The sequence below is a fragment of the Janthinobacterium sp. RA13 genome (assembly GCF_000745325.1).
In the GTDB taxonomy this organism is placed as follows: domain Bacteria; phylum Pseudomonadota; class Gammaproteobacteria; order Burkholderiales; family Burkholderiaceae_D; genus Janthinobacterium; species Janthinobacterium rivuli.
Map to the genome: position 1 here is coordinate 3,771,003 of NZ_JQNP01000001.1, position 23,483 is coordinate 3,794,485.

The window sequence follows — 23,483 nt, forward strand, 5'->3', positions numbered from 1 at the left end:
GCAACGAAAGCGGCCGAACGTGCAGCAACAGCGCCTATTATGCACGTTCGCCCGTCCTGCGGCGATCAATCTTCCAGTTGCTCCTGCAACCACAACAGCAATTCATCAAAGTTGGCGCAGATGGCGTCGGGCTGCACGCCGGCGGCCAGGTGGGCATCGCTGCCCTTGCGGTTCATCCACACGGCACGCATGCCCGCTCCCTGCGCTCCCGTCACATCGAAATACAGATCATCGCCGACATACACGGCTTCATGGGGCGCCACGTCCAGCGCTGCGCAAGCGGCCAGGAAGATGCTGGCGTCGGGCTTGGCCACGCCAAAGTCGCTGGCGGCGATCGATACCTTGAAATGCTGCGCCAGGCCGATAATTTCAAGGTCCGCATTGCCATTCGAGATGGAGCCGACCAGCATGCGCTGGCCCATCCAGGCCAGGCCCGGCAAGACGTCGTCATATGGCTGGACGCGATGACGGGCCGCAAGGAACTGCGCGATGGCGCCGTCGACCAGGGCGGGATCCTCGCCGGCCGCCTCGAAGGCGGCCAGCAGGCCCGCGCGGCGCAACTCGATCAGGTTGCCATGGAAATGCGGTTGTTCATTGAGCATGGCCAGACGGTGCCGGCGCAGCAGCTCGATGGAAAACTGCTGCGCCACCTTGGGTGCATGCGTGGCCAGCCAGTCGTGCAGCAGGGTTTCGGCGGCGGCAATCACGGGCGCGATGGGCCACAAGGTATCGTCGAGGTCGAAGAGGATGGCCTTGGGCGGCACGGCGGGTTTTACAGGAGCAAGGGACATGGGACTCACAATGGGATGCTGCGTCACAGTGCGCAGGGTATAGCTATTGTCGCACCGATCGCCGCCGCCGGCATGGCTGCGCCCCCGTGAAATGGGGCCGGGCCAGCGCTTCCCGGCGAAAAATTGTTACAGGGTGATACAAGGCAAGATCATTCAGCTTGCCAGATAGACTAAAATAGGCGCCATTCCAATGCGGCGCCAGCGTCCGCGTTGCGCTACCCAACCTAATTCGTTTTGGAGACTGTATGAAAAATTTGTACCTGCGCTCGATGCTGGCGGCGGCTTGCGCCGCCACACTGGCAGCCTGCGGCGGCAGCGGCGGCAACCTGTATCTGCAAGGCACGGTTGGCGGTCTGGCCAAGGATGGCCTGATTCTCCAGAATGACGGGGAACGCTTGCCGGTCCCTGCGGGCCAGGGCCAGTTTGTTTTCACCAAGCTGGTCAAGAACGATGACCGCTACGACATCACCATCGCGCAACAGCCCAAGGGCGCCGTTTGCACGATTATCAATGGCGTCGGCAAGGCATCGAGCTACTCTGTGACCACGGCCCAGGTGATCTGCAAGACCAATACCTACCCGCTTCGCGGCACGGTCACGGGCCTGAGCGCCGATGGCTTGCGTCTGGTGATGGGCCCCAACGGCACCACCCTGCTGGCTGGCGCCACCGCCTACGAATTCGCAAGTGTTGATGACGGCGCCGCGTACGGCATTTCCATACTGGCTCAGCCAACGGGCCTGAAGTGCCGCTTCCAGGGTTCCAGCAGTGCGGACGGCAGCGATACGGTCGGCACGATGGGCTCCACCGCCACGACCGCGGCCACACTTGACTGCACGCCGCAGTAATCCTTGCGATCCGTCACCTATTTTTTGGAGAAATACATGAAGTTATCCTGCTTGCGCCCACTCGCCGCACTGCTGCTGACCCTGGGACTGGCCGCTTGCGGCGGCAAGGCCTCGTATGATGTCAGCGGCACCATCACAGGCTTGAACAATGAAGGACTGATCCTGGCCAACGGCAGCGACACCCTGCCGGTTCCTGCGGGCAAAACGTCGTTTACCTTCGGCAAGCGCATCGACTATGGCACCGACTACAACATCACCGTCAATAAACAACCAGCCCACATGACTTGCGGCATCAGCGGTGGTTCCGGTTCGGCTGGCCATTACATCAATATCAGCGCCGCGGTTACTTGCTCGCAAAACAAATATACCGTGGGCGGCACGGTTTCCGGCCTGACGGTGGACGGCCTGGTGCTGATTAACGGCAGTACGACAACAACGGTGGCCAAGGATGCCACGACCTTTACCATGTCCGGCTCGGTCGCCTATGGCGACACCTATGGCATCAGCGTCTCCGAAACCCAGCCAAAGGGGCTGAAGTGCACGGTACAGCCAGGTACAGGCGGCGGCACCATGGGCGAAGCGAATGTGACGACGGTGCAGATCGTTTGCAATCCGGCCTGAGTGGCGGCAACGGTAGCCGCTGCGCGGCTACCGGGAAGAGATATCACGGAAATCTATAGTTGATATTCCAAAGATAAATTGGAGTTATATGTGGCGATGCAGCATAATGCATCTGTCTCCTCCAACTCTTCCAAGAATTGGATTTAGCCCGCTTTTACCAGCGGGCTTTTTTTTGCCCAAAATTCCTCAAACGGGTTTATTCAAGCCCGGCTGCAACATTTGCACGATGCTAGAGAAATCCTGCTGCGCATAACCGGCTTGCGCATGCATCTGGTACAACTGCCGCACCAGCCCGCCCAAGGGCGTGGGCGCGTTCGCCGACAGGGCCGACTGCTGCGCCAGGCCCAGGTCTTTCAGCATCAGCGCCGTGCCGAAGCCGCCCGTGTAATCGCGCGAAGCAGGCGTGCCGTCCATGACACCGGGCCACGGGTTGTACACTTCCAGGGTCCAGTTGCGGCCCGAACTCTTGGCCATGATATCGGACAACACTTTCGGGTCCAGGCCATGCGCCACGCCCAGGTTCAGCGCCTCGGCCGTCCCCGCCATCAAGATCCCCAGCAGCATGTTGTTGCAAATCTTCGCCACCTGGCCCGCGCCCGCCTCGCCCGCATGGAAGATGTTCTTGCCCATCTTTTCCAGCAAAGGCCGCGCCTGCTGCAAGGCCGCTACACTACCGCCGACGATAAAGGTCAGGGTGCCGGCCGCCGCGCCCGCCGTGCCGCCCGAGACGGGCGCATCGATCATGGCAAAGCCGCGCTCGCCAGCCGCTTGCGCTACCTGGCGCGCCACATCGGCCGCAATGGTGCTGCAATCGATGAACAAGGCACCGGGCTTGGCCGAGTCCAGCACGCCGCCGGCCGCCAGGTACAGTTCCTGCACGTGCTTGTTGGCTGGCAACATGGTGATGACGGCGTCGGCCGTCTGCACGGCCGCGCTGGCGGACGCAGCCGCCGTGGCGCCCGCCTCAACGAGGGACGCCACTGCCGCCGGCGCCAGGTCGAACACGGACACGTGGAAGCCGGCGGCCACCAGATTGCGGGCCATCGGCGCGCCCATGTTGCCCAAGCCGATGAAAGCGATATGTTGCATGTATGTCTCCTGTAGCGCCTAAAAAAGCCCATGGCGTTGTTGCCTTGCCTCGTCGTACTAGTCGTACTGCCTTCGGCAAGGCGCCTAGCCCTGAGCATTTTTATGCACTACTTAAATGTTTAAATGGGTAAATCGGCCAATGGATGCTGTGTCCACGGCGCCGTGAAGTATTCATTGAGGTACGCATCGCTGACCTCGGCCAGGCTGGCCGGCTGCCACTGCGGCGCGTTGTCCTTGTCGATCAGCAAGGCGCGCACGCCTTCGCGGAAATCGGCATGGGCGCAGCACTGCACCGCCACGGTCAGTTCCAGCTGGAACACTTGCGCCAGACTCATGTGGCGTGTGCGTTCACGCATGGCCCACACCAAGGCGGCCGAAGTGGGCGCGCCCTTGTCCAGCGAGTGAGCCGCCTTTTGCAACCACGCCGAATCGCCGTCATACGCGGCAATGGCCGCCACCACTTCAGGCAAGGTGGGCGCTTGCGTCAGCACGGCGATGGCGTCGAAGTTGGCGCGCACTTCCGAGACGGGCAGCATGGATGCCGGCGCCGAGAAGCCGCGCAGCAGGCGATTCAGCTGCTCGCTGTTCGCTTGCGGGCTGGCTTGCCATTGCGCCAGCGCCAGAGAGTCGAGCACCATGGCGCGCTCTTCCTGGCGCAGGAAATAGTCGCCCAGACCGGTGAACAGGGCGTCGGCCGCGTTCATCGGCGCCCCCGTCAGCCCCAGGAACAGTCCGCTGCGCCCCGGCATGCGGCCCAGGAACCAGCTGCCGCCCACGTCCGGGAACAGGCCGATCGTAATTTCCGGCATGGCGATGCGCGTGCTTTCCGTCACGACACGGTGGCTGGCGCCCGCCATCAGGCCCAGCCCGCCGCCCATGACGATGCCGCCGCCCCATACCAGCAACGGTTTCACGTACGTATGGATGCGGTGGTCGAGCCGGTATTCCTCGGCAAAGAAGGCCAGCGCCTGCGGGTTCGGCACGACATCCGGCTGCTCGACCACGGCCGTGCGCAGGCTGCGCACGTCGCCGCCGGCACAGAAGGCCTTGTCGGTCGACGATTGCAGCACCACGCAGGCGATGGCAGCGTCACTGGCCCAGCGCACGAGGGCGCCATCGATGGCACGTATCATGTCCAGGGTCAGGGCGTGCAGCGACTTTGGCGCGTCGAGGGTGATGACGCCCAGCTTCATGCCGCCGGGACAGTCGCGTTCTTCTATCTTGACGGTCTCAACCATTCTTCCACTCCGCCGGACGTTTTTCCAGGAACGCTTGCACGCCCTCTTTCTGGTCTTGCGTATCGAACAGACCGAGGAACAGGGTGCGCTCGTCGGGCAAGGAATTGACCAGCGGATGGCTGCGCGCGCCCTGGATCAGGGTCTTGCACGCCGTCACGCTGCTGGGGCTCTGGCGCGCCACCTTGGCGGCCAGGGCCAGCGCCGTGGCGGCAGCCTTGCCGGTTGGCACGACTTCCTCGACCAGGCCGATGGCCAGGGCCTTCGCCGCATCGACTCTCTCGCCACATAAAATCATGCGCTTGGCCCAGCCTTCGCCCACCAGCCACGGCAAATGCTGCGTGCCGCCCGCGCACGGCAGCAAGCCGACCGACGCTTCCGGCAAGGCCATCTGCGCGTGTTCTTCGGCGATGCGGATGTCGCAAGCGAGCGCGCACTCGAGCCCGCCACCCATGGCATAGCCATTGATGGCGGCGATGCTGACGCCGCGAAACGCGGACAGCGCCTCGAAGGCCTCGCCAAAGGCGGCGGCCATGGCGAACGCCGTGTCCTTATTGCCGTCGGCAAACACTTTCAGATCCGCACCGGCCGAGAAGAACTTGGCGCCGCCACCCGTGATCACCAGCGCATACACGTCCGGATCGGCATTCAGGTCGGCCACCAGCTGCGTCAGCGCGTTCAGGCTGGCCAGGGTCCACGTGTGGGCTGGCGGGTTGTCGAGGGTCACCAGGGCCGTGTGGCCACGGCGTTCCAGCAGTAAATTTGTATACACTTTGCTCATCGTAAGGTCTCCGTGGCGCCGTCTTTCAAAATCGCTCGCGCGACGATCAGGCGCATGATTTCATTCGTCCCTTCCAGGATTTGATGTACCCGCGTGTCGCGCACGTGGCGCTCGAGCGGATACTCGCGGATGTAGCCGTAGCCGCCGTGCAATTGCAGCGCATCGTTGGCCACATTAAAACCGACATCCGTGGCGAAACGTTTGGCCATGGCGCAATACGCCGTGGCGTCCGGGCTTTCCTGGTCCAGTTTCCAGGCCGCCAGGCGCACCATCTGGCGCGCCGCCACCAGTTCCGTCAGCATGTCGGCCAGCTTGAATTGCAGAGCCTGGAATTGCGCCAGTTCGCGGCCGAACTGCGTGCGCTCCTTCATGTACACCTGCGCCCGCGTGAGGGCCGCCTGCGCCGTACCCACCGAGCACACGGCGATATTGATGCGTCCGCCGTCGATGCCCTTCATGGCAATGGCAAAGCCTTCGCCTTCCGCACCCAGCAAGTTAGCAGCCGGCACTTTCACCTGGTCGAAGCTGATGATGCGCGTGGGCTGGCTGTTCCAGCCCATCTTTTCTTCTTTCTTGCCATACACGATGCCGGGCAAGTTCGCCGGCACGGCAAACGCGGAAATGCCGGCCGCGCCTTCGCCGCCGGTTCTCGCCATGACGATCAGCATGTCCGTCTGGCCCGCGCCGGAAATGAAGGCTTTCGTACCGTCGAGTACATAAAAGTCGCCGTCCTTCACGGCCTTGGTGCGCAAGGATGCCGCGTCGGAACCCGACTGCGGTTCCGTCAGGCAATAACTGGCCAGCTTCTGGCCAGCGGCCAGGGCCGGCACCCACTCGTCGCACAGGGCTTCCTGGCCCCAGCGCGACAGCATCCAGGTGGCCATGTTGTGAATCGTGATGTAGGCCGTGGTCGAGGTGCAGCCGCCGGCCAGCTCTTCAAACACGATGGCCGCATCCTGGCGCGAGAGGCCCAGGCCGCCCCAGCGCTGCGGCGTGTACAGGCCGCAAAAGCCCATCTCGCCCGCCTTGGCGATCGTTTCCACGGGAAAGATCGATTCCGCGTCCCAATGGGCCGCGTGCGGCGCCAGTTCCCCTTCGGCAAACGCGCGCGCCGCCTGCTGGAACTCGCGCTGCTCGTCGCTCAGTTCAAAGTCCATGCCAGCTCCTTATTTCAGGCTGATGGTGGTGTTGACCTTGCCCACCGAGGCCGCGTCCGTGAACCAGCGCTGGGTAATCGTTTGCGTCTGCGTGTAGAACAGCACGACTTGCTTGCCGAACGGACCCAGATCGCCCAGCTTGGAGCCGCGCGAACCCGTAAAGCTGAACAGGGGAACGGGCACGGGAATGGGCACGTTGATGCCGACCTGGCCCACGTCGATTTCTTCCTGGAAGTAGCGGGCGGCCGCGCCGCTTTGCGTGAACAGCGCCGTGCCGTTGCCGTTCGGATTCGCGTTGACCAGGGCAATCGCTTCATCGAGCGTGTCGACTTCGACGACGATCAGGACGGGGCCAAAGATTTCCTGGTCATACACGACCATGCCAGGTTTCACGCCGGACAGAATCGTCGGTCCCACAAAGTTACCGTTCGGATAGCCATCGACCTTGACGTCGCGGCCATCGAGGGTCAGCACCGCGCCCTGCTCGATGCCTTTGGCGACCAGGCTGAACACGCGCTCTTTTGCCGCGCACGAAATGACGGGACCCAGATCCGGATTGTCCTTGCCCGCGCCCACCGTCAGGGTCTGCGCCTTGGCCGACAATTCCGGCAGCCACTCGCGCGCCTCGCCCACCAGCACGGCGACGGAGGCGGCCATGCAACGCTGGCCGGCCGCGCCGAAACCGGCGCCCAGCAGCTGGTTCAGTGTCTGTTCTTTATTGGCGTCCGGCAGCACGACGGCGTGGTTCTTGGCGCCCATCATGCATTGCGCGCGTTTGCCGTTCAGGCTGGCACGCTGGTACACATGCGTGCCCACCTTGCTGGAGCCAACGAACGAGATCGCCTTGATGTCCGGGTGGTCGCACAGGGCATTGACGACGTCTTCACCACCGTGTATCACGTTCAGCACGCCGGCCGGAATACCCGCCTGCAAGGCCAGGCGCACGAGTTTTTCCGTCACCAGCGGGTCTTGCTCCGATGGTTTCAAAACAAAAGTATTGCCGCAGGCAATCGCCATCGGGAACATCCACAGCGGGATCATGGCGGGGAAATTGAACGGGGTAATGCCGGCGCACACACCCAGCGGTTGCATCACGCTGTAGGTATCGACGCCACCGGCCACGTTTTGCGCGTATTCACCCATTTGCAGGGTGCCGATATTGGCGGCATGTTCCACCACTTCCAGACCGCGGAAGACGTCGCCTTCCGCGTCGAGCAGGGTCTTGCCCTGTTCCATGGTGAGCGTCGCGGCCAGGTCGGCCATGTTTTCACGGATCAGCTGCTGGAGCTTCAAAAAGATACGTGCGCGCGCGCCAATCGGCGTCTTGCGCCAGGTTTTGAAGGCGCGCTGGGCCGAGGCGATGGCCGCATTGACTTCGTCCGGCGTGGCGAACGGCACCTTGGCCAGAACTTCCTGCGTGGCCGGGTTGACGACGTCGCGCCAGACGGTGGTCTGGGATTCAACCCACTCGCCGTTGATCAAGAGGGGAACGGTCGGAATTGCAGTTTGCGTGGTCACTCGGTGTCTCCTTGTGTGGGTATCAGTCTGTTTGCATTATTCGCACAATCGCCGCCGCGAACAAGGCGTGAAAATGCGAGATAATGCAAAGCTGAATCTGTTAATCTGCAAATGTTGTAAATTTGCAGATTCCACAAACCGGGGAAGAGGAAACGCGATGGCAAAGGTTTTCATGGGCGTGCGCCTGCAGCGGCTGCGCGAGGAACGGCGCATGACGCAGGTGGCGCTGGCCAAGTCCCTGGGCATTTCGCCCAGCTACCTGAACCAGATGGAACGCAACCAACGCCCGCTGACGGTGCCGATTTTGCTGCGCATCGGCACCGTGCTGGGGGTCGATCCGCAAATCTTTTCCGAACACGACAGCGCCAGCCTCGTGGCCGACGTGCGCGACGTGTTCGGCGAATTGCCCGACGCGCCGCCCACCTCGATGGCGGAATTGAAAATGCTGGTGGAAAACATGCCGGAACTGGCCCGCTCGATTTTGCTCTTGCAGCGGCGCTACCGGGTGATGGCGGAACGGGCCGACACGCTGGCCGCGCGCCTCGACGACGGCAGCCGCGGCGCCAGCTCGGCGGCGCCGTCCACGGACGAGGAAGTGCGCGAATACCTGAACCGGCGGCAAAATTACATCGATGAGCTGGACCGGGCGGCGGAACTGGTGGCGGGACAATTCGATCCCGCCCTGCGCACGCTCGATGCGCTGCAAGGCCGGCTGCTGGAACGCCACGGCATCGCAGTGCGCCTGTCCGATGGCGACGCGGGCATGGTGCGCAAGCACCGCTACGACGCCCAGCAACAGATTTTGTGGCTGCCCGACACCCTGACGGGCGGCCAGCGCGCCTTCCAGATGGCGGCGCAAATCAGCCTGCTCGAGCACAGCGAGCTGATCGACGCTCTCGTGCTGGCGGCGGGACTCTCCGGCGCGGCCGCGCAAACGAGCGCGCGCCTGGCGTTTTCCAATTATTTCGCGGGCGCCCTGTTGATGCCGTACCAGCGCTTCCTGCAGGCGGCGGAAACGCGCGCCTACGATATCGAGCGCCTGGCGCACCAGTTCGGCGTGGGCTTCGAAGCCGTGTGCCACCGCCTGAGCACCATGCAGCGCCCCGACGCGGCCGGGCTGCCGTTTTTCTTCGTGCGCGTCGACCGCGCAGGCAACGTCTCGAAGCGCCAGTCGGCCACGGACTTTCATTTCTCAAGAGTGGGTGGCACGTGCCCGCTGTGGATCGTCTACGACGCCTTCAGCCATCCGGGACAAGTACTCACGCAAGTGGCCAGCATGCCGGACGGCTGCACCTATCTGTGGATCGCGCGCCAGGTCAGCACGGCCTCGCCGGGCTTTCGGGCACCGGGCAAGACGTTTGCCGTGGCGCTGGGCTGCGACATTTCGCAGGCGCACCGGCTGATCTACTCGAAGGGACTCGATTTGCACGACCCGAGCAGCGCCACGCCCATCGGCACGGGCTGCAAGGTGTGCGAGCGCCAAAGCTGCCCGCAGCGGGCGTTTCCGTCGCTGCTGGCACCGCCGCCAGCGTCGGCCTGATTTACTCGGCGACCCGGGCGCGCAACGCATCGAATTCGCGCGCAAACTCCGCGCGCCAGTCGCGCCGCGTGGACTCGTCTATCCAGGCCGCGTCGAGGCCATTCAACATGAAGCCGCGCATGTCATCGAGGCCGAAACCGAATTCGCGCATCATCATCCAGGCGCCCGTCGGCGTCACGTGGTGCAGGGTCGGGTCGTCCGTGTTCGGATGCAGTTTCAGGCCCAGCTTGGCCATGGCGCGGATCGGGTGATCGAGCGCCCAACGCTCGGGCGCCAGCGTGCGCAGATAATAGGAATTGGTTGGCACCACGGTGAAGACAAGGCCGCGCTCCACGCAGCGCTGCGCCAGTTCCGGGTTGTCGACGATGGTGTAGCCATGGTCGACCCGGTCCACCTGCAGTTGCTCGATGGCCGTCGCCACGTTCATCCACGGCATGCCGAATTCGCCCGCATGCGCCGTGCATTTGAATCCGGCCTCGCGCGCGGCGCGGTAGGCGTCGATGAACAGCTCGGGCGGACGGTCGTTTTCGCGGTAGTCGATGCCGATGCCGATCACTTCCGGCGCGCGGTAAGCCTTCATCCATTCCACCATCTGCACGGCTTCCGCGGGAGCCGCTTCGCGGTCGATGCTGGGGATCAAACGGCCGATCACGCCAAAGTCGCGCTGCGCATCACGGATGGCGGCCACGATGGCGTCTTGCGCCGCTTCATAGCGGATGCCCGAGACGCGCACGGTGCCGGTCGGATTCCAGAAGAACTCCGCATAACGCACGCCGTGGCCATGCACGTCTTCCAGGTATTCGTAGGCGAGGCAATACAGGTCCGTCGGCGAGACGATCAGGTGCGCATCGAGCGCGCGCAGCACGCGCAGCACGCCGACGGGCTTGTCGCCGCGCGTGTAGAAAGAGTCGATTTCCTCGGGGGTGACGACATTGCCCGTCTTCGCGGCCAGCGCGCGGAAGGTTGCCTGGCGCACCGTGCCGAACAAATGGCAATGCAACTCCACTTTCGGCATGGCGCGTAAAAACTGTTCGATGCTCAGGGGGGAATTAGACATGAAACTCGTTTCGTAATGGAGTGGATCAGGCGAGAATGCCGGCGAGGCGCTGCATCAGCAGTGCGATGGCGGCCGGGCCGTCGGCCAGCATCGCCACTTGCGTATTGATGGCGGCGCGGCGCGGCACGCGGAACTCGCACACCGTCATGCCGCGCGTCAGTTCGCCCGTCAACTCGATGGCCACGTGGGCGCTCTGGAACTGGAACAGCTGCGGCGCTTCCAGGTACAGGGCCACCACGGGGTCGTACATGGGCATGGGCACGGAACCGTCGGCGCTGCGGATGCGCACATACGCTTCCAGGTAGCCGGCCAGCCGCTGCGCGCGCGGCGTGCCGATGGCGCGCAGCTGCCGCACTTCCGCATTCGTCACCAAGAGCTGGCGGCACAGGTTCAGGCCGAACATGCGCAGCGGGATGCCGGCCTGGAACACCTGGGCGGCCGCTTCCGGGTCCGCATAGATATTGAATTCGGCTGCCGCCGTATGGTTGCCCTGGTCGGTCGAGCCGCCCATCAAAATGATTTCGACGATTTTTTCCGCGATGTCGGGCGCCTTGGCCAGCGCGGTTGCGATATTGGTCATCGGCGCAATCGCCATGATGGTGATCTGGCCAGGATACTTGCGCACGGCGTCAATCAGCGCATCGACGGCGTGGCCGGGAGCGTCCGTGGCCGCGCCGGGTGGCAGGATCTCGCCCGTCGTCGGCATGCCGCTGTCGCCGAGGATGCGCTGCGCCGTTTCGATGACGCCGGCCAGCGGCTCTTCGCAGCCGCGGTAGATCGGCACCGTCAAACCGTCATGGGCCTTGATGCGCAAGGCGTTGTCGTAGGTGATGGCGACGGGCGCATTGCCCGCCACCACGCTCACGCCCAGCCACTCGATGTCCGGATTGCTACTCAAGAGCAGCATCGTCAGCCAGTCGTCGAAACCGGGATCGGTGTCGAGCCAGATCTTTTTCAAGGGTTTGTCCATGATGATTCCAAACGAGGTTACGCAGCCAAACACAGGGCGCTGCCGGCAGGCAGCACGAACGAGACGGCAGTGCCTTCGCGCCAGGCGGCGCCGCCGGCCGCACAGATACCCTTGACCTGGCCCAGCGGCGTTTGCAGCAGGTATTCGACGGTGTCGCCCAGGAAGCCACGCGCCAGCACGGTGCCCGGATACTGGCCCGCCGCGTCATCAAAGGCGCAGACGCGCACCTTGTCCGGACGCCAGCCCAGCACCGTGGTGCCGGCAGCGACGGGAGACGTGTACGGCAGGCTGGCGCCCGCGTGGTGCAGCGCGCCGTCGCGGTAGTCGAACAGGTTTTCAAAGCCCATGAAGTTGGCGACAAAGCGCGTCGACGGCGTATTGAAGACGGCTTCCGGCGCGGCCAGCTGCTCGATGCGCCCGCCATTCATGACGACGATGCGGTCGGACAGGGCCAGCGCTTCTTCCTGGTCATGCGTCACGTACAGCATGGTGATGCCCAGTTCGCGCTGGATGCGGCGCAGTTCGGCGCGCATCTGCACGCGCAGCTTGGCGTCCAGGTTCGACAGCGGTTCATCGAGCAGCAACAGGGCCGGTTCGACGACGATGGCGCGCGCCAGCGCCACGCGCTGCTGCTGGCCGCCGGACATCTGCGCCGGCAAGCGCGTCTCGAACCCCGTCAGGCCCACGGCGCCGATCACGGCTTCCACCTTGGTTTTCAGCAGGGCCGGCGCGACCTTGCGCAGGCGCAGGCCAAACGCGATGTTGTCGTACACATTCAGGTGCGGGAACAGCGCATACGACTGGAACACCATGCCGATATTGCGTTTATTGGGCGCCAGCTTGCCGATTTCGCGGCCATCCAAAACGATGCGGCCCGACTGCAGCGGCATCAGGCCGGCGATGGCGCGCATGGTGGTGGTCTTGCCGCAGCCGCTGGGGCCCAGCAGGGAAATTAGTTCGCCCTGCTCGACGTGCAAGTCCAGGTCTTTCACGGACGTCGTGTTCTTCGCGTAGCCGAGGTTCAGCTTGTGCAGTTCCAGATAACTCATGGTGTGTTGCCTCTTACATGTATTTAGAAATGCCCAGCACCTTCTCGGTCACCATCACGAAGGCCATGGTGAACAAGACCAGCAAGGTCGACAGGGCAGCGATCGACGGATCGAAGCTGTTTTCCATATGGCCCAGCATCTCGATCGGCAAGGTGCTGATGCCGGGACCCGTGAGGAACAGCGACACGGGCACCTGGTTGAACGAGGTGACGAAGGCGAGGAAGAAGGCGGCGATCACGGCGTTGCGGATATTCGGCAGCACGATCATGAAAAACGCGCGCAGGCGCGACGCGCCCAGCGTGATGGCGGCATCCTCGATATCCACGCGCAAATTCACCAGGCTGGCGTACACGACGCGCACCGAATACGGAATCAACAGCGCGATATGGCCGATCAGCAGGCCGACATACACGGGCGCGTTGATGGTCAGCACCAGGTGGTGCAGCAAGCCCAGGCCGACGAGGATAGCGGGAATGATCAGCGGCGACGTCAGGATCTGGCGGATGGCACCGATACCGGGCGGCGGCATGCGCGAAAACGCATACGCGACGGGTATGCCCAGCAGCAGCGCGATGACGGTGGCGATCAGGCCGATCTCCAGGCTGGTCTGGAAAGCGCGGCGGAACTCGGGCGCCGACCACACTTCGAGTATCCAGCGCAGCGAATACGACTCGGGCGGGAACGCCAGCGTCTCGCCGCCGGAAAAGCCGGCCAGCACGACGATGGCGAAAGGCCCCAGCAGGAACAAAAACACCAGCCACAGGACGGCGCGCGAAAACAGGCTTTCTTTCATACGGAACTCCGGCTCGAGGAAATACGTTTAAGGCCGGCATTCACCAGCAGGGTCATGCAGACGAGGATGACGGCGATGACATTCGCCGCGCCGAAATCGCTCTCCACGCTGACCTTCTGGTAGAGCAGGGTTTCCAGCATCAGCACCTTGGTGCCGCCCAGCAGGGCCGGCGTCACGTAGGCCGTCACGCAGCCCGTAAATACCAGGGTGCCGCCGACAACCAGGCCTTCCTGCGTCAGCGGCAGGGTGACCTTGCAGAAGACTTGCCATGGATTGGCGCCCAACGTTGCCGCGGCCGGCTCGACGTCGCGCGGCAGGTTTTCCAGCGCGCCCGCCAGCGACATCAGCATCAGCGGCAGCAGCAATTGCAGCAGGCCGACAAACACGGCGAACTCACTGAACAGCAAACGCAGCGGCTCTTCCGTCAAGCCCATGTTGACCAGTGCCGCGTTGATGGCGCCGTTACGGCCCAGCAGCACGATCCACGCATAGGTACGCGCAATCGGCGAGACCATCAGCGGCAGGATCATCATGCCGACCACCAGCCCGCGCCACTTCGGCGACACGCGCGCCACGGCTTGCGCGGCCGGGTAGCCGAGGATGATGGAGGCGAGCGTCACCAGCGCGGCGATGCGCAGGGTGCGCCAAAAGATGGTGCGGTTGAATTCCTGCGAGAAGAAGTCAATGAAGCGGTCAACGCCCCACTGCATGCCGTCGCCGACGCGGAAGGCGTCGACCAGCAAAGCCAGCACGGGCAGCAGGAAGCAGACAACGATAAAGATCAGCGCCGGCAGGACCAGCAGCAGTCCCAGACGCTTTTTTGGATCAGCAAACATGGTGTTCTCTCCTCGTCACCACTATTTGCTCATGGCCTTGTTCCACTGCGTCATCCAGTTGCTGCGCTGCTTGATGATGGTTTCCGGCTTGACGAATTTCAGCGAAGTGATCTGATCGGCGCCATAGGTATTGAATTGCGCGGCAGCCACGGACAGGCGCACGTCCTTGTTGACGGGCGAGTCGACCAGGTTGGTCGCCAGCTGCGTCTGCACTTCCTTGGACAGCCAGAAATCCATCAGCTGGTACGCCAGGTCCGCATTCTTCGAGCCGGCCACGATGCCCATCACATTCATGCCGGCCGCCTGGCCTTCGGCCGGGATGCTCCATTTCAGGGGCAGGCCCGTCTTGAGCATTTGCGACCACGTAAAGCGCGCCACGGGCGCGGCCCAGATTTCATCTTGCGCAAACAGGGCGGCCAGCTGCGCGCTGTTCTTCGAGAACGTGACGACGTTGCCCTTCATGCCGACGATCTTCGCAAAACCGGTGGCGTAGTCGTCCGTCTTGCCGCCCCAGGCCGCATCGGCCATGCGCAGCATCAACGGGCCCTGCGTGGTGCTCACGTCGGGGAAGGCCACGCGGCCCTTCAGTTCAGGGCGCCACAGGTCCTTCCACGACGTCAGCGGGGCAATCTTGTCGCTGCGGTACACCAGGCCGACCGAGTACAAGGTGTAGCCGACGGCGAAGTTGCCGCCGATGGGGTTTTTCGCCACGTCATACAGGGCTTTGTAATTGCTCAGCTTGGCATAATCCATGGGCTGGATGACGCCTTTTTGCGCCGCTTCCAGCATGCCGGAATCGGACAGCAGCACCAGGTCGATCACCGGATTTTTGGCGTGCACCACCAGCTTGGCGATGCGGTCCGCATTATTCCCCGTTTCCACCTTGATATCGCAACCGCATTTGGCCTTGAACGGCTCGTACACATACTTCATGAACAAGGGCTGGGCAATCGGATAGGCCGAAATGACCAGCTCGCGTTTTTCCGCGTGGGCGGCGTTAGCCAGCAAGCCTAGGCTCAACGCCAACATGAGGTGCTTTTTCAAGATGCTTCCTTTCAGGGGACGGCGCTGCGGGACAGCGCCTGTAAAGATGTATCAGACTCAGAAATAATGTCGCATGCCGACGATCAGAACGCTTTGCGTCTTGCCGCCCGAGGCGCCAAAGCCGAACACGCGCGCGAACGTCGCGTCGCCCGCCGCTTTCTGGTAGCTCCAGGTGATGGCGACATCGGTGCGTTTGGACAGGAAGTAATCGGCCTGGAAGTTGACCTGATGCCATTTCGGCGTCTTGTTGATCACGTCATATTTACCGGTGGTAAAGAAATACGAGGCGCCCAGGTTCAGCGCTTCCGTCAGCTTGTGGTTCACGTTCAGGTCCACGTTTTGCAAGGTCAGATTGCTTTGATCCAGGTAGTGGTAGCGCACGTTGGTGTACAGCGCGCCAAACTTGGTCTTGCCCACATTATAAAAGCCTCCCGTGCCGGCGATGGCCTGGTCATTCACGCCGGCGCCGCTGACGGCGCTCTTGTTGAAGATCAACAAGGGGCTGCCATAGTCATTGCCAATGGCGCCATTCGGCGCGTCCGGGCTGTTCGGGTGATCCATCTTGGTATAGGCGACGGCCCAGCTGAAGGCATCGACCTTGTAGCCGGCGCCCATGCTGTAGACGCGGTTGCGGTTGGAATCCTGGGGATTTTCGCTGACACCATACAAGCCCGTGAACGACACGTTGCTGATGTTCGGGCTGACGTACTTGACGGCGTTTTGCACGCGCAAGTTGTTGTAGCCATTGTCGTTGTCGCCGATATGCACGCCGTTACTGGCGATGACCACCGGGCCCAGCAGATCCTTGACGGCTTCGTACTGGCGCCCCAGAGTCAGGGTGCCCTTGTCGTTGCTGGACAGGCCCACATACGACTGGCGGCCGAACAGGCGACCGCTTTGCGAGGCCGCGCCCGTCATCACGTTAAAACCGTTTTCCAGCACGAAGATGGCCTTGGTGCCGTTGCCCAGGTCTTCCTGGCCGCGGAAACCGATGCGGGGATTCTGATTCGTGCCGCTCAGCGCATGCGTGCGGCTGCCGTTACCCTCATCCGAGACATAGCCGATACCGGCCGACAGCAAGCCATACACTTGCACGCTGCTTTGCGCCTGCGCCGCGCCCTGCGCCGCCAGCAAGCCACCCACGACCATCGTTCCCGTCATCCATTTGTTCATCGCCGCCACCCTAAAAAGAATAAACCCTGAGTTTTTTGGAATTATTGTATTGATGCGTCCCCTGCATGGCGTGCCACCGCGAGTACCGGCGCCGCCTGGCAAGCGCTTCTCTGAAGATTGTTGCCTTCAAGACAAGTAAAGACCAGTCCAGAATATGGTAAATTGCGGGATAAGAAAATTTGTTTATTTTTATAAATCCATTACTTTTTCTAATAAGCAAAACCCATGCATGAGTTGAGCAAGAAGATTTCCTTACGACATTTGCAAGCGTTTGCCACCTTAGCCCGGGTAAACAGCTTCAGCAAGGCTGCACAGGAATTGTGCGTGACCCAGCCAGCCCTCAGCGCGTCGATCAAGCTGCTGGAAAATCAACTGGGGAAAAAGTTGTTTAACCGCACAACCCACCAGCTGGAACTGACGCGCGAAGGCAAGCTGGCGCTCGATTACGCCACGCATTTATTGAATACGGCGAGCAACACGTTTGCCGATATCCAGCGCGCCATCGGCAGCGGCCGGCACCGCATCCGCATCGGCGCGATACCGTCCGCCATGGCGATGACGGCCGTGGTGGTGGCGCGCTACTGCGAGCAGCATGGCGACGAAGTGGAAATCGTCCTGTCGGACATGCCCAACGACGGCTTGCTGCACGCGCTGCATTCGGGTCAGCTGGACTTTTGCGTGGGCATCGAGGTGCCCGGCTCCGTGTCGCTGGAAAGCGTGGGCCTGTTTGAAGACGAGCTGGTGCTGGTGACGGCGGGACGCCATGCGCTGGCGCCACTGAAGGAAGTGCGCTGGGAGCAACTGGCGGGCCAGGAAATCGTCGTGTTCACCAAGGGCAGCATCTGGGAATTCGCCTCGAGCGCGCTGCGCCAGCATGGCTTGAGCCCGTCGAGCCTGTACCAGATGATACACAGCGAATCGCTGTATGGCGTGGTGCGCGCCGGCATCGCCGTGGGCATCATGCCCAGCCTGTACACGACCTTCCTCAACGACGAGGACCTGCACGTGGCACCGCTGCGCCAACCCACGTGCAAGCGCAAGATCGCCTTGATGCGGCGCAATGAAATCAGCCGCAACCACCACGTGGACGACTGTTTTTCAGCGCTGCGGCAGGATTTGCAGCAGGTCGACCAGTGGTTTTGAATAAACCCAACGGATGAACAGCCGGGGTCGGACCCTGAGGGTCCGACCCCAGTCCTCGCCCTTGGGTTTGACAATGCTTACTGCGGTGCTTTGAGCAGATTCGCCAAAGCAACATACTGCTCCAGCCCCACGGTTTCCGGACGCAGGGTCGGGTCGATGCCGGCCGCCTTGATCTGCTCTTCCGTAAACATGCCGGCCAGGCAGTTGCGGATCACCTTGCGGCGTTGCGAGAAGGCCTTCATGACCACCGCTTCCAGCGTCGCCTGGTCGCACGCCAGGCGCTCGGCCACGGGGATCATGCGCACGATGGCCGATTCCACCTTCGGCGGCGGGTCAAACGCTGTCGGCGGTACGATGAACAGCAGCGACATTTTGTAGCGCCATTGCAGCATCACGGACAGGCGGCCATACGCCTTGCTGCCCGGTTCGGCCACCATGCGTTCGACGACTTCCTTTTGCAGCATGAAATGCTGGTCCTGCACCAGCGGCGCGAAATCCGCCAGGTGGAACAGCAGCGGGCTGGAGATGTTGTACGGCAAGTTGCCCACGATGCGCAGCTTCTGGCCGGCCGGCACGGGGATTTGCGCGAAATCGAACTTCAGCGCGTCGCCCGAATGGATCGTCAGCTTGGCCGGGTTAAACGTTTTTTCCAGGCGCACGATCAGGTCGCGGTCCAGCTCGACCACATGCATCTGTTTCAAATGGCGCAGCAGCTGCTCCGTCATGGCGCCCAGGCCGGGACCGATCTCGACCATGGCATCGTCCGCCTGCGGCCCGATGGCGGCCGTGATGTCGTCGAGGACGAAGCGGTCATGCAGGAAGTTCTGGCCAAAGCGTTTGCGGGCAACGTGTTTCATAATTTTTTTCTATCAATGCGGTAAAGCCGGCACAGGCCGGCGGGATCGTTGAGCAGGCAGCGTCGGGTTACGCCTTGCGGCTAACCCGACCTACGCTCTGGTCGGGGTACTCGCGCGCAGCATGTCGAGCGCCGTTTGCAGGGCCTGCTCCATGCTGTGGCAATCGGCCAGCCCCAGCCCTTGCGCGGCCAGGTCCAGCGCCGTGCCATGGTCGACCGAGGTGCGGATCAGCGGCAAGCCCAGGGTGATATTGATGCCGCGCCCGAATGTCGCGTATTTCAGCACAGGCAAGCCCTGGTCGTGGTACATGGCCAGCACGCAATCGGCGTCGGCCAGATATTTTTGCTGGAACAGGGTGTCGGCCGGATACGGTCCGCGCGCATCGATGCCGCGCGCTTGCGCCGCGGCAATCGCCGGGGCGATGACGTCGATTTCCTCGCGTCCCAGATACCCGCCCTCGCCCGCATGCGGGTTCAGGCCGGTAACGAGGATGCGCGGCGCGGCGATGCCGAATTTCTGTTGCAGGTCCGTCTGGAGAATATCGAGCGTGACGGCCAGGCTGTCCATCGTGATGGCGGCGGACACGTCCTTCAATGGCAGGTGCGTGGTGGCCAGCGCCACGCGCAGGGTCGGTTCGCCATGTCCCGGTTCGCCAGCCAGCATCATCACCACTTGCGGTGTATTGGTTTTTTCTGCCAGGTATTCCGTGTGGCCGGAAAAGGCCACGCCGGCGTCGTTGATCGTGCTTTTTTGCAAGGGCGCCGTGACCATGGCGCCGAACCAGCCGGCTGCTATGCCTTCCACGGCCGCGTCCAGGGTCGCGAGCACGGAACGCCCGTTTTCCTTGTCCAGCACGCCGGGAATGACATTGTTGACGGTGGGAATATCGATCACGGCCAGGCGGCCCGGTCCGAACTGAGGCAAGCCGCTGTTGCGCACGGCTTGCAGCGACAGCGCCGCCAGTCGGATCTCCGGATCGATCAGGCTGGCCGTCAGCGCCAGGAAGGCAGCGTCGCCCAGCAGGATGCAGTTGACCTCATTGCGCATGGCCCAGGCCGCGCGTATGGAAATTTCCGGGCCAACACCGGCCGGTTCGCCACAAGTGATGGCGATGGCCGGGCGGCGTGCAGGGGGCAAGTTACTCATGCGCAATGAATCAGCGGCATTACTGGTCGTCCGCGCGGAATTCGACGTAGGCACGGTCGCGCACTTCGCGCGCCCAGTTTTCCGTCGCTTCTTCCAGCTTGCGTTCGCGCAAGGCATTGCGTGCGGCGGCGCGCTGTTTCTCTTTCGAGACGTCGTCGCTCTTGCGTTCCAGCACTTCGATCAGGTGGAAGCCGAAGCTCGATTCGATCGGCTCGCTCACCTCGCCCGGTTTCAGCGCATTCATCGCCGTTTCGAATTCCGGCACGGTGTCGCCTGGATACAGCCAGCCCAGGTCTCCGCCCTTGGCCGCCGAACCGTCATTCGAGAACAAACGGGCCAGGTCTTCGAACTTGGCGGCCTTGTTGTCGAGGCGCTCTTTCAATTCCAGCAATTTACGCTTGGCTTCGGCAGCCGACAGGGTCGGCGTTACTTTCAGCAGGATATGGCGGGCATGCGTCTGCTGCACGGCAGCGACGGCTTGCGCTTCGGCCGCGCTGCGGCGGTCCACCAGCTTGAGGATATGGAAACCGGTGTTGCTCTTGATGATAGGCGTGATCTGGCCCGGTTTCAGTTTCAGCAGTTGCTCCGTGAACAGGGGCGGCACGCGGTCGCTATGGCGCCAGCCGATATCGCCGCCGCTCAGCGCATCGCTGGCGTCGGAATAGGTGGCGGCCATCTTGGCGAAATCGGCGCCCGTGCGCAGCTGGCGGCTGACTTCTTCGGCACGCGCGCGGCGCGCGGCGATCTGTTCGGGGCTGGAGTTTTCCGGAATGCGCACGAGAATCTGCGCCAGATTCAGCTCCACCTGTTCGCTGGCGGCCGCTTTTTCCGCTTCCAGGAAGTTATCCACTTCGGAATCGGAAATCTGGATCTTGGCGTCGACTTCATGTTCGCGCAGGCGCTGCATGATGATTTCATCGCGGATTTCTTCGCGGAAGGTCGCAAACGGCGTGCCTTCTTTTTCCATCTGGTTGCGCAATTCCTGCACCGTCATTTTTTGCTGCTCAGCAATACGGCCGATCGCGCGGTCCAGGGTCTGGTCATCCACGCGCACGCCCATTTCCTTGGCCAGCTGCATTTGTGCGCGCTCAACAATCATGCGCTCCAGCAATTGACGACGCAGGTCGGCCGGATCGGGCAAGGGCACGTTCTGCGCCTTCATGCGCTGCTCCACGCTCTTGATGCGGGCAACTACTTCATTGCGCGTAATCACTTCATCATTGACGACGACGGCGATGGAGTCGATGGTCTGGCCACTGCTCGAGGCCGGTGGCGTGAACCCCTTGGCCGGCGCTGGGGCAGCGGCAGCGGGCGTGGCGACAGGCGCTGACGCAGCCTGTTGCGCCCAGACACTACTGGTCGCGGCGCCGGAAATGGCGCACAACAAAACCGTTGCAATTTTGAGTTGGTGCATACTGGCATTACGCATAATGTGTAGAGCGCTCATGAGTTCAGGTGAATAAAAAAACCGGTTTGTGCCAGCGCCGGGGACACCGGCGGCGGCAACGGTGCCTATCTTAACGGAGTGGCTGGCTCAGTGTCTGGTAACCAGGGATGGTTTTTGTAAAAGTTTCCAGGCCATTCGCGCCCAGACCCAGGCCGTTCGACAAGCCCGTCAATTCCAGCTGGAAGAAGATCGGCGTCGAGACAGTCTTGGCCGTCGTCACGAAACGCTGCGCGCCCATGCGGAACACCCAGCAGTCGCCCTTGTATTCCAGACCGACCAGGCTTTCCAGCATGCTGCGATCCTTGATGGAGTAACTGATGCGTCCCACGCCATACAGGCGGTCCGTCAACGGCCATTGCGTCGATATTTCCGCATTGCGCAAACTGTCACGCTGGAAACGATTGCTGAAATTCAATACTTTCTTGGGACCTGGCTGATATTGCAAGCTGTAGTTGTAGCTCATCAGGCGGCGATCGCTGGGATTGTACTGCACTAGGCTGTCGGCGGTCCAAGTCTCGGACACGCGGCCCGTTGCCGCCAGCAGAATATCGGAACGCGACTGGTTGACGGGCGTGGTCGAATTGAGCTGCACGCGCTGGTCGGCAAAATAGAAACGCTGGCCAAAGGTCAGGCGCATGCGCTCCGTGCCGTCCGACTGCAGGAAGCGCGAGACGACGGCGGCCGTGACCTGGTTGGCGTCGCCGATGCGGTCGCTACCGACAAAACGGTTTTCCGTGAATATCTGCGTCAGGTTGAAAGTGCCGTCGGCCGTATCGAAATTCGGAAACTGCGACTGGTCGCGGTACGGCGTGTAGACGTAGAACAGGCGAGGCTCCAGGGTTTGCGTGCCGCCCTTGGCGCCAAACAGATTCGTGTCGCGTTCAAACACCAGGCCGCTGTCGACCGAGAAGGTCGGCACGGCGCGCGTAAACGACGTATCCGGAAACAGCGCCTTGGTCCTGGCGTCATTGTCGAGCTGATACGCGCTGGCATTGAGCATCAGCTTGGGCGTGACGAAGTAGCCAGGGCGCATGATGGGGAAACTCACCTGCGGCACGGCCACGAGGCGCGAGCCTTGCACCAGGGTCGGGTGGGCGAAGCGCGTCGCTTCCGCGTCGAAGGTCCAGTCGAAGCCGCCCCAGACGTCATATTTGCCAGCGTGGAAGTTCACCGCCGGCAAGCGGTCATACGGACGCGGCACGGTCACGTTGGGATCGGGATCCTGCAGCACCTGGTAATTCTGCACGCGCGCCGTCAGGTTCCAGTCCTCGGTGCGGTAATCGGTGCGCAATTCGCGCAGCAACTGGCGCTCGGTGGCGGTGGCGACGGTTTTCGAAAAATCGTTCGGGTAATTATTGTCGGACGCCTCGCGCAGATCCCAGCTGTAACTCCAGCCCTTGGCCAGCGCCTGCTCATGCCTGGACTTGATCATGTAGCGGTTGGTCTTGGTTTGCTTGTCGTTAGGCAAGAACTCGAACGACGTTTCACCTTGGTACAGGCCGGCATCCGTCTCGCCCATGTAGCGGCCCGTCGCGCCGAGCTGGATGCCGCGCCGCTGGATGTAGCGCGGGAACAGGGTCAGGTCGCGGTTCGGCGCGATGTTCACGTAATACGGCATCAGCAGCTCGAAGCCGTTCTTCGAGGCAAAGCCCGGCGTGGGCGCCAGCCAGCCCGAGCGGCGCGCACCGGACAGCGAAAATGAAATGCCCGGCGTGCCCAGGATCGGCACGTCCTTGAAATAGATGATGGTCTTGCTGCCGGTGCCCACGTCGCGGCCCGTATCGAGGTTCAAGGTGCTCGATTTCAGGTACCAGTCCGGATTCGGCCCTTCGCAGGTACTGTAGGTGCCATCGATGACAGTGGCTTCGTCGGGGTTGATGAAGTCGACGCGCTCGGCCTTGCCCTGGCCGCCGCCCACTTCGAAGCGGTACGTCGGGTTGAGCAGGAAACCCTTGCCGGTCTCCATGTTCAGCTTCAGGACGTCGCCCGTGTAGTAATCGCCGAAACGCCACATCTTGATATGGCCCTCGGCGTCGAACTGATCTTCAACTTGTTTGTAACAAGCTGTATCGGCCGTCATTTTTGTGGTTTTTCCGCGCTCAATCACGACATTTTTGTCGAGATTGATCTCCCTTTCGGGGCGTCCGTTCATGCTGTTCGCCGTCATGACGGTGGGCGCGTCGGGATCTTCCACGTGAACCGGGCGCGGCACTTTCTGGGCGTGGACAGGCACCGTCGTGGCGGCGACGAGCGCGCTGATGGCGAAAGCCCAGCGCTGCGAAGGGGGGGAGGCCGAAAACCAGCTCATGAATTGGAAGGGGCAAGCACCATGACAGGCGATTTTTTGATTTGAATCCCTTATTATATGGGAATACGCACCATCAACCCGAT

Annotated in this window: 21 protein-coding genes; 4 read left to right on the forward strand and 17 right to left on the reverse strand. The window is 62.4% G+C overall.

Annotation, left to right across the window (positions count from 1 at the left end):
• Positions 1-65 precede the first annotated feature (65 nt).
• The gene (locus tag FG13_RS16770) at positions 66-791 is read right to left on the reverse strand and encodes an HAD family hydrolase (RefSeq protein WP_035822691.1); all 726 of its coding nucleotides are present in this window, start codon (positions 789-791) and stop codon (positions 66-68) included.
• Positions 792-1,036: 245 nt separating this feature from the next.
• Between FG13_RS16770 and FG13_RS16775 the strand changes: the two genes are divergently transcribed.
• Together FG13_RS16775 and FG13_RS16780 are read left to right on the forward strand one after the other, a co-directional pair.
• Entirely contained in the window at positions 1,037-1,636 is a 600-nt protein-coding gene (locus tag FG13_RS16775; protein WP_035822693.1) for a hypothetical protein, read from the forward strand.
• A gap of 36 nt (positions 1,637-1,672) precedes the next feature.
• Positions 1,673-2,257: a hypothetical protein gene (locus FG13_RS16780; RefSeq protein WP_035822696.1), complete on the forward strand. Its 585-nt coding sequence runs from the start codon at positions 1,673-1,675 to the stop codon at positions 2,255-2,257.
• Between the two features lie 186 nt (positions 2,258-2,443).
• Here the strand turns inward: FG13_RS16780 and mmsB are convergent, their stop codons facing one another.
• From mmsB to FG13_RS16805, 5 genes are all read right to left on the reverse strand, one after another.
• Complete coding sequence (gene mmsB, locus FG13_RS16785) at positions 2,444-3,346, reverse strand: 3-hydroxyisobutyrate dehydrogenase (RefSeq protein ID WP_035822699.1); 903 nt, start codon at positions 3,344-3,346, stop codon at positions 2,444-2,446.
• A gap of 119 nt (positions 3,347-3,465) precedes the next feature.
• Positions 3,466-4,584, reverse strand: a complete 1,119-nt coding sequence (locus FG13_RS16790; RefSeq protein WP_035822701.1) for an enoyl-CoA hydratase/isomerase family protein — start codon at positions 4,582-4,584, stop codon at positions 3,466-3,468.
• Positions 4,577-5,362 carry an enoyl-CoA hydratase gene (locus FG13_RS16795; RefSeq protein WP_035822702.1) on the reverse strand — a complete coding sequence of 262 codons (786 nt, stop codon included), beginning with the start codon at positions 5,360-5,362 and terminating at the stop codon, positions 4,577-4,579. Before FG13_RS16795 ends, FG13_RS16790 begins: the two co-directional genes overlap by 8 nt.
• Positions 5,359-6,519: an acyl-CoA dehydrogenase family protein gene (locus FG13_RS16800; RefSeq protein WP_035822703.1), complete on the reverse strand. Its 1,161-nt coding sequence runs from the start codon at positions 6,517-6,519 to the stop codon at positions 5,359-5,361. Before FG13_RS16800 ends, FG13_RS16795 begins: the two co-directional genes overlap by 4 nt.
• Positions 6,520-6,528: 9 nt before the next feature.
• Entirely contained in the window at positions 6,529-8,037 is a 1,509-nt protein-coding gene (locus tag FG13_RS16805) for a CoA-acylating methylmalonate-semialdehyde dehydrogenase (RefSeq protein WP_035822705.1), read from the reverse strand.
• A gap of 157 nt (positions 8,038-8,194) precedes the next feature.
• Here FG13_RS16805 and FG13_RS16810 point away from each other — a divergent pair, with 157 nt between their 5' ends.
• A complete protein-coding gene (locus tag FG13_RS16810) occupies positions 8,195-9,577 on the forward strand; it encodes a short-chain fatty acyl-CoA regulator family protein (RefSeq protein WP_035822707.1) in 1,383 nt (460 codons plus the stop codon).
• A gap of 1 nt (position 9,578) precedes the next feature.
• On the opposite strand, the gene FG13_RS16815 is transcribed toward FG13_RS16810, so the two are convergent.
• Genes FG13_RS16815 through FG13_RS16845 form a run of 7 tightly spaced genes read right to left on the reverse strand, consistent with a single transcriptional unit; the run spans position 9,579 to position 16,487 of the window.
• The gene (locus FG13_RS16815) at positions 9,579-10,634 is read right to left on the reverse strand and encodes an adenosine deaminase family protein (protein ID WP_035822713.1); all 1,056 of its coding nucleotides are present in this window, start codon (positions 10,632-10,634) and stop codon (positions 9,579-9,581) included.
• 25 nt (positions 10,635-10,659) lie between these two features.
• Positions 10,660-11,604 carry a nucleoside hydrolase gene (locus FG13_RS16820; protein WP_035822715.1) on the reverse strand — a complete coding sequence of 315 codons (945 nt, stop codon included), beginning with the start codon at positions 11,602-11,604 and terminating at the stop codon, positions 10,660-10,662.
• Between the two features lie 17 nt (positions 11,605-11,621).
• Entirely contained in the window at positions 11,622-12,653 is a 1,032-nt protein-coding gene (locus FG13_RS16825; protein WP_035822717.1) for an ABC transporter ATP-binding protein, read from the reverse strand.
• 13 nt (positions 12,654-12,666) lie between these two features.
• Positions 12,667-13,446, reverse strand: coding sequence for an ABC transporter permease (locus FG13_RS16830; RefSeq protein WP_035822719.1), 780 nt, complete (start codon positions 13,444-13,446; stop codon positions 12,667-12,669).
• Complete coding sequence (locus tag FG13_RS16835; protein ID WP_035822721.1) at positions 13,443-14,282, reverse strand: ABC transporter permease; 840 nt, start codon at positions 14,280-14,282, stop codon at positions 13,443-13,445. Before FG13_RS16835 ends, FG13_RS16830 begins: the two co-directional genes overlap by 4 nt.
• 21 nt (positions 14,283-14,303) lie before the next feature.
• The gene (locus FG13_RS16840) at positions 14,304-15,326 is read right to left on the reverse strand and encodes an ABC transporter substrate-binding protein (protein ID WP_035822724.1); all 1,023 of its coding nucleotides are present in this window, start codon (positions 15,324-15,326) and stop codon (positions 14,304-14,306) included.
• Between the two features lie 57 nt (positions 15,327-15,383).
• Complete coding sequence (locus FG13_RS16845) at positions 15,384-16,487, reverse strand: porin (RefSeq protein ID WP_035822726.1); 1,104 nt, start codon at positions 16,485-16,487, stop codon at positions 15,384-15,386.
• A 237-nt stretch (positions 16,488-16,724) separates the two neighbouring features.
• Between FG13_RS16845 and FG13_RS16850 the strand changes: the two genes are divergently transcribed.
• Complete coding sequence (locus FG13_RS16850) at positions 16,725-17,642, forward strand: LysR family transcriptional regulator (protein WP_034778821.1); 918 nt, start codon at positions 16,725-16,727, stop codon at positions 17,640-17,642.
• Positions 17,643-17,719: 77 nt separating this feature from the next.
• On the opposite strand, the gene rsmA is transcribed toward FG13_RS16850, so the two are convergent.
• The 4 genes from rsmA to FG13_RS16870 all read right to left on the reverse strand — a co-directional run bounded on the left by rsmA (position 17,720) and on the right by FG13_RS16870 (position 23,400).
• Positions 17,720-18,499 (reverse strand): 16S rRNA (adenine(1518)-N(6)/adenine(1519)-N(6))-dimethyltransferase RsmA, encoded by a 780-nt coding sequence (rsmA, locus tag FG13_RS16855; RefSeq protein WP_035822728.1) that lies wholly within the window; start codon positions 18,497-18,499, stop codon positions 17,720-17,722.
• 90 nt (positions 18,500-18,589) lie between these two features.
• Complete coding sequence (gene pdxA, locus FG13_RS16860; protein WP_035822731.1) at positions 18,590-19,645, reverse strand: 4-hydroxythreonine-4-phosphate dehydrogenase PdxA; 1,056 nt, start codon at positions 19,643-19,645, stop codon at positions 18,590-18,592.
• Positions 19,646-19,664: 19 nt separating this feature from the next.
• On the reverse strand, positions 19,665-21,059 hold the full coding sequence (locus tag FG13_RS16865) for a peptidylprolyl isomerase (protein WP_235211752.1): 1,395 nt from the start codon (positions 21,057-21,059) through the stop codon (positions 19,665-19,667).
• Positions 21,060-21,162: 103 nt separating this feature from the next.
• Entirely contained in the window at positions 21,163-23,400 is a 2,238-nt protein-coding gene (locus tag FG13_RS16870; RefSeq protein ID WP_035822736.1) for an LPS-assembly protein LptD, read from the reverse strand.
• Positions 23,401-23,483 lie beyond the last annotated feature (83 nt).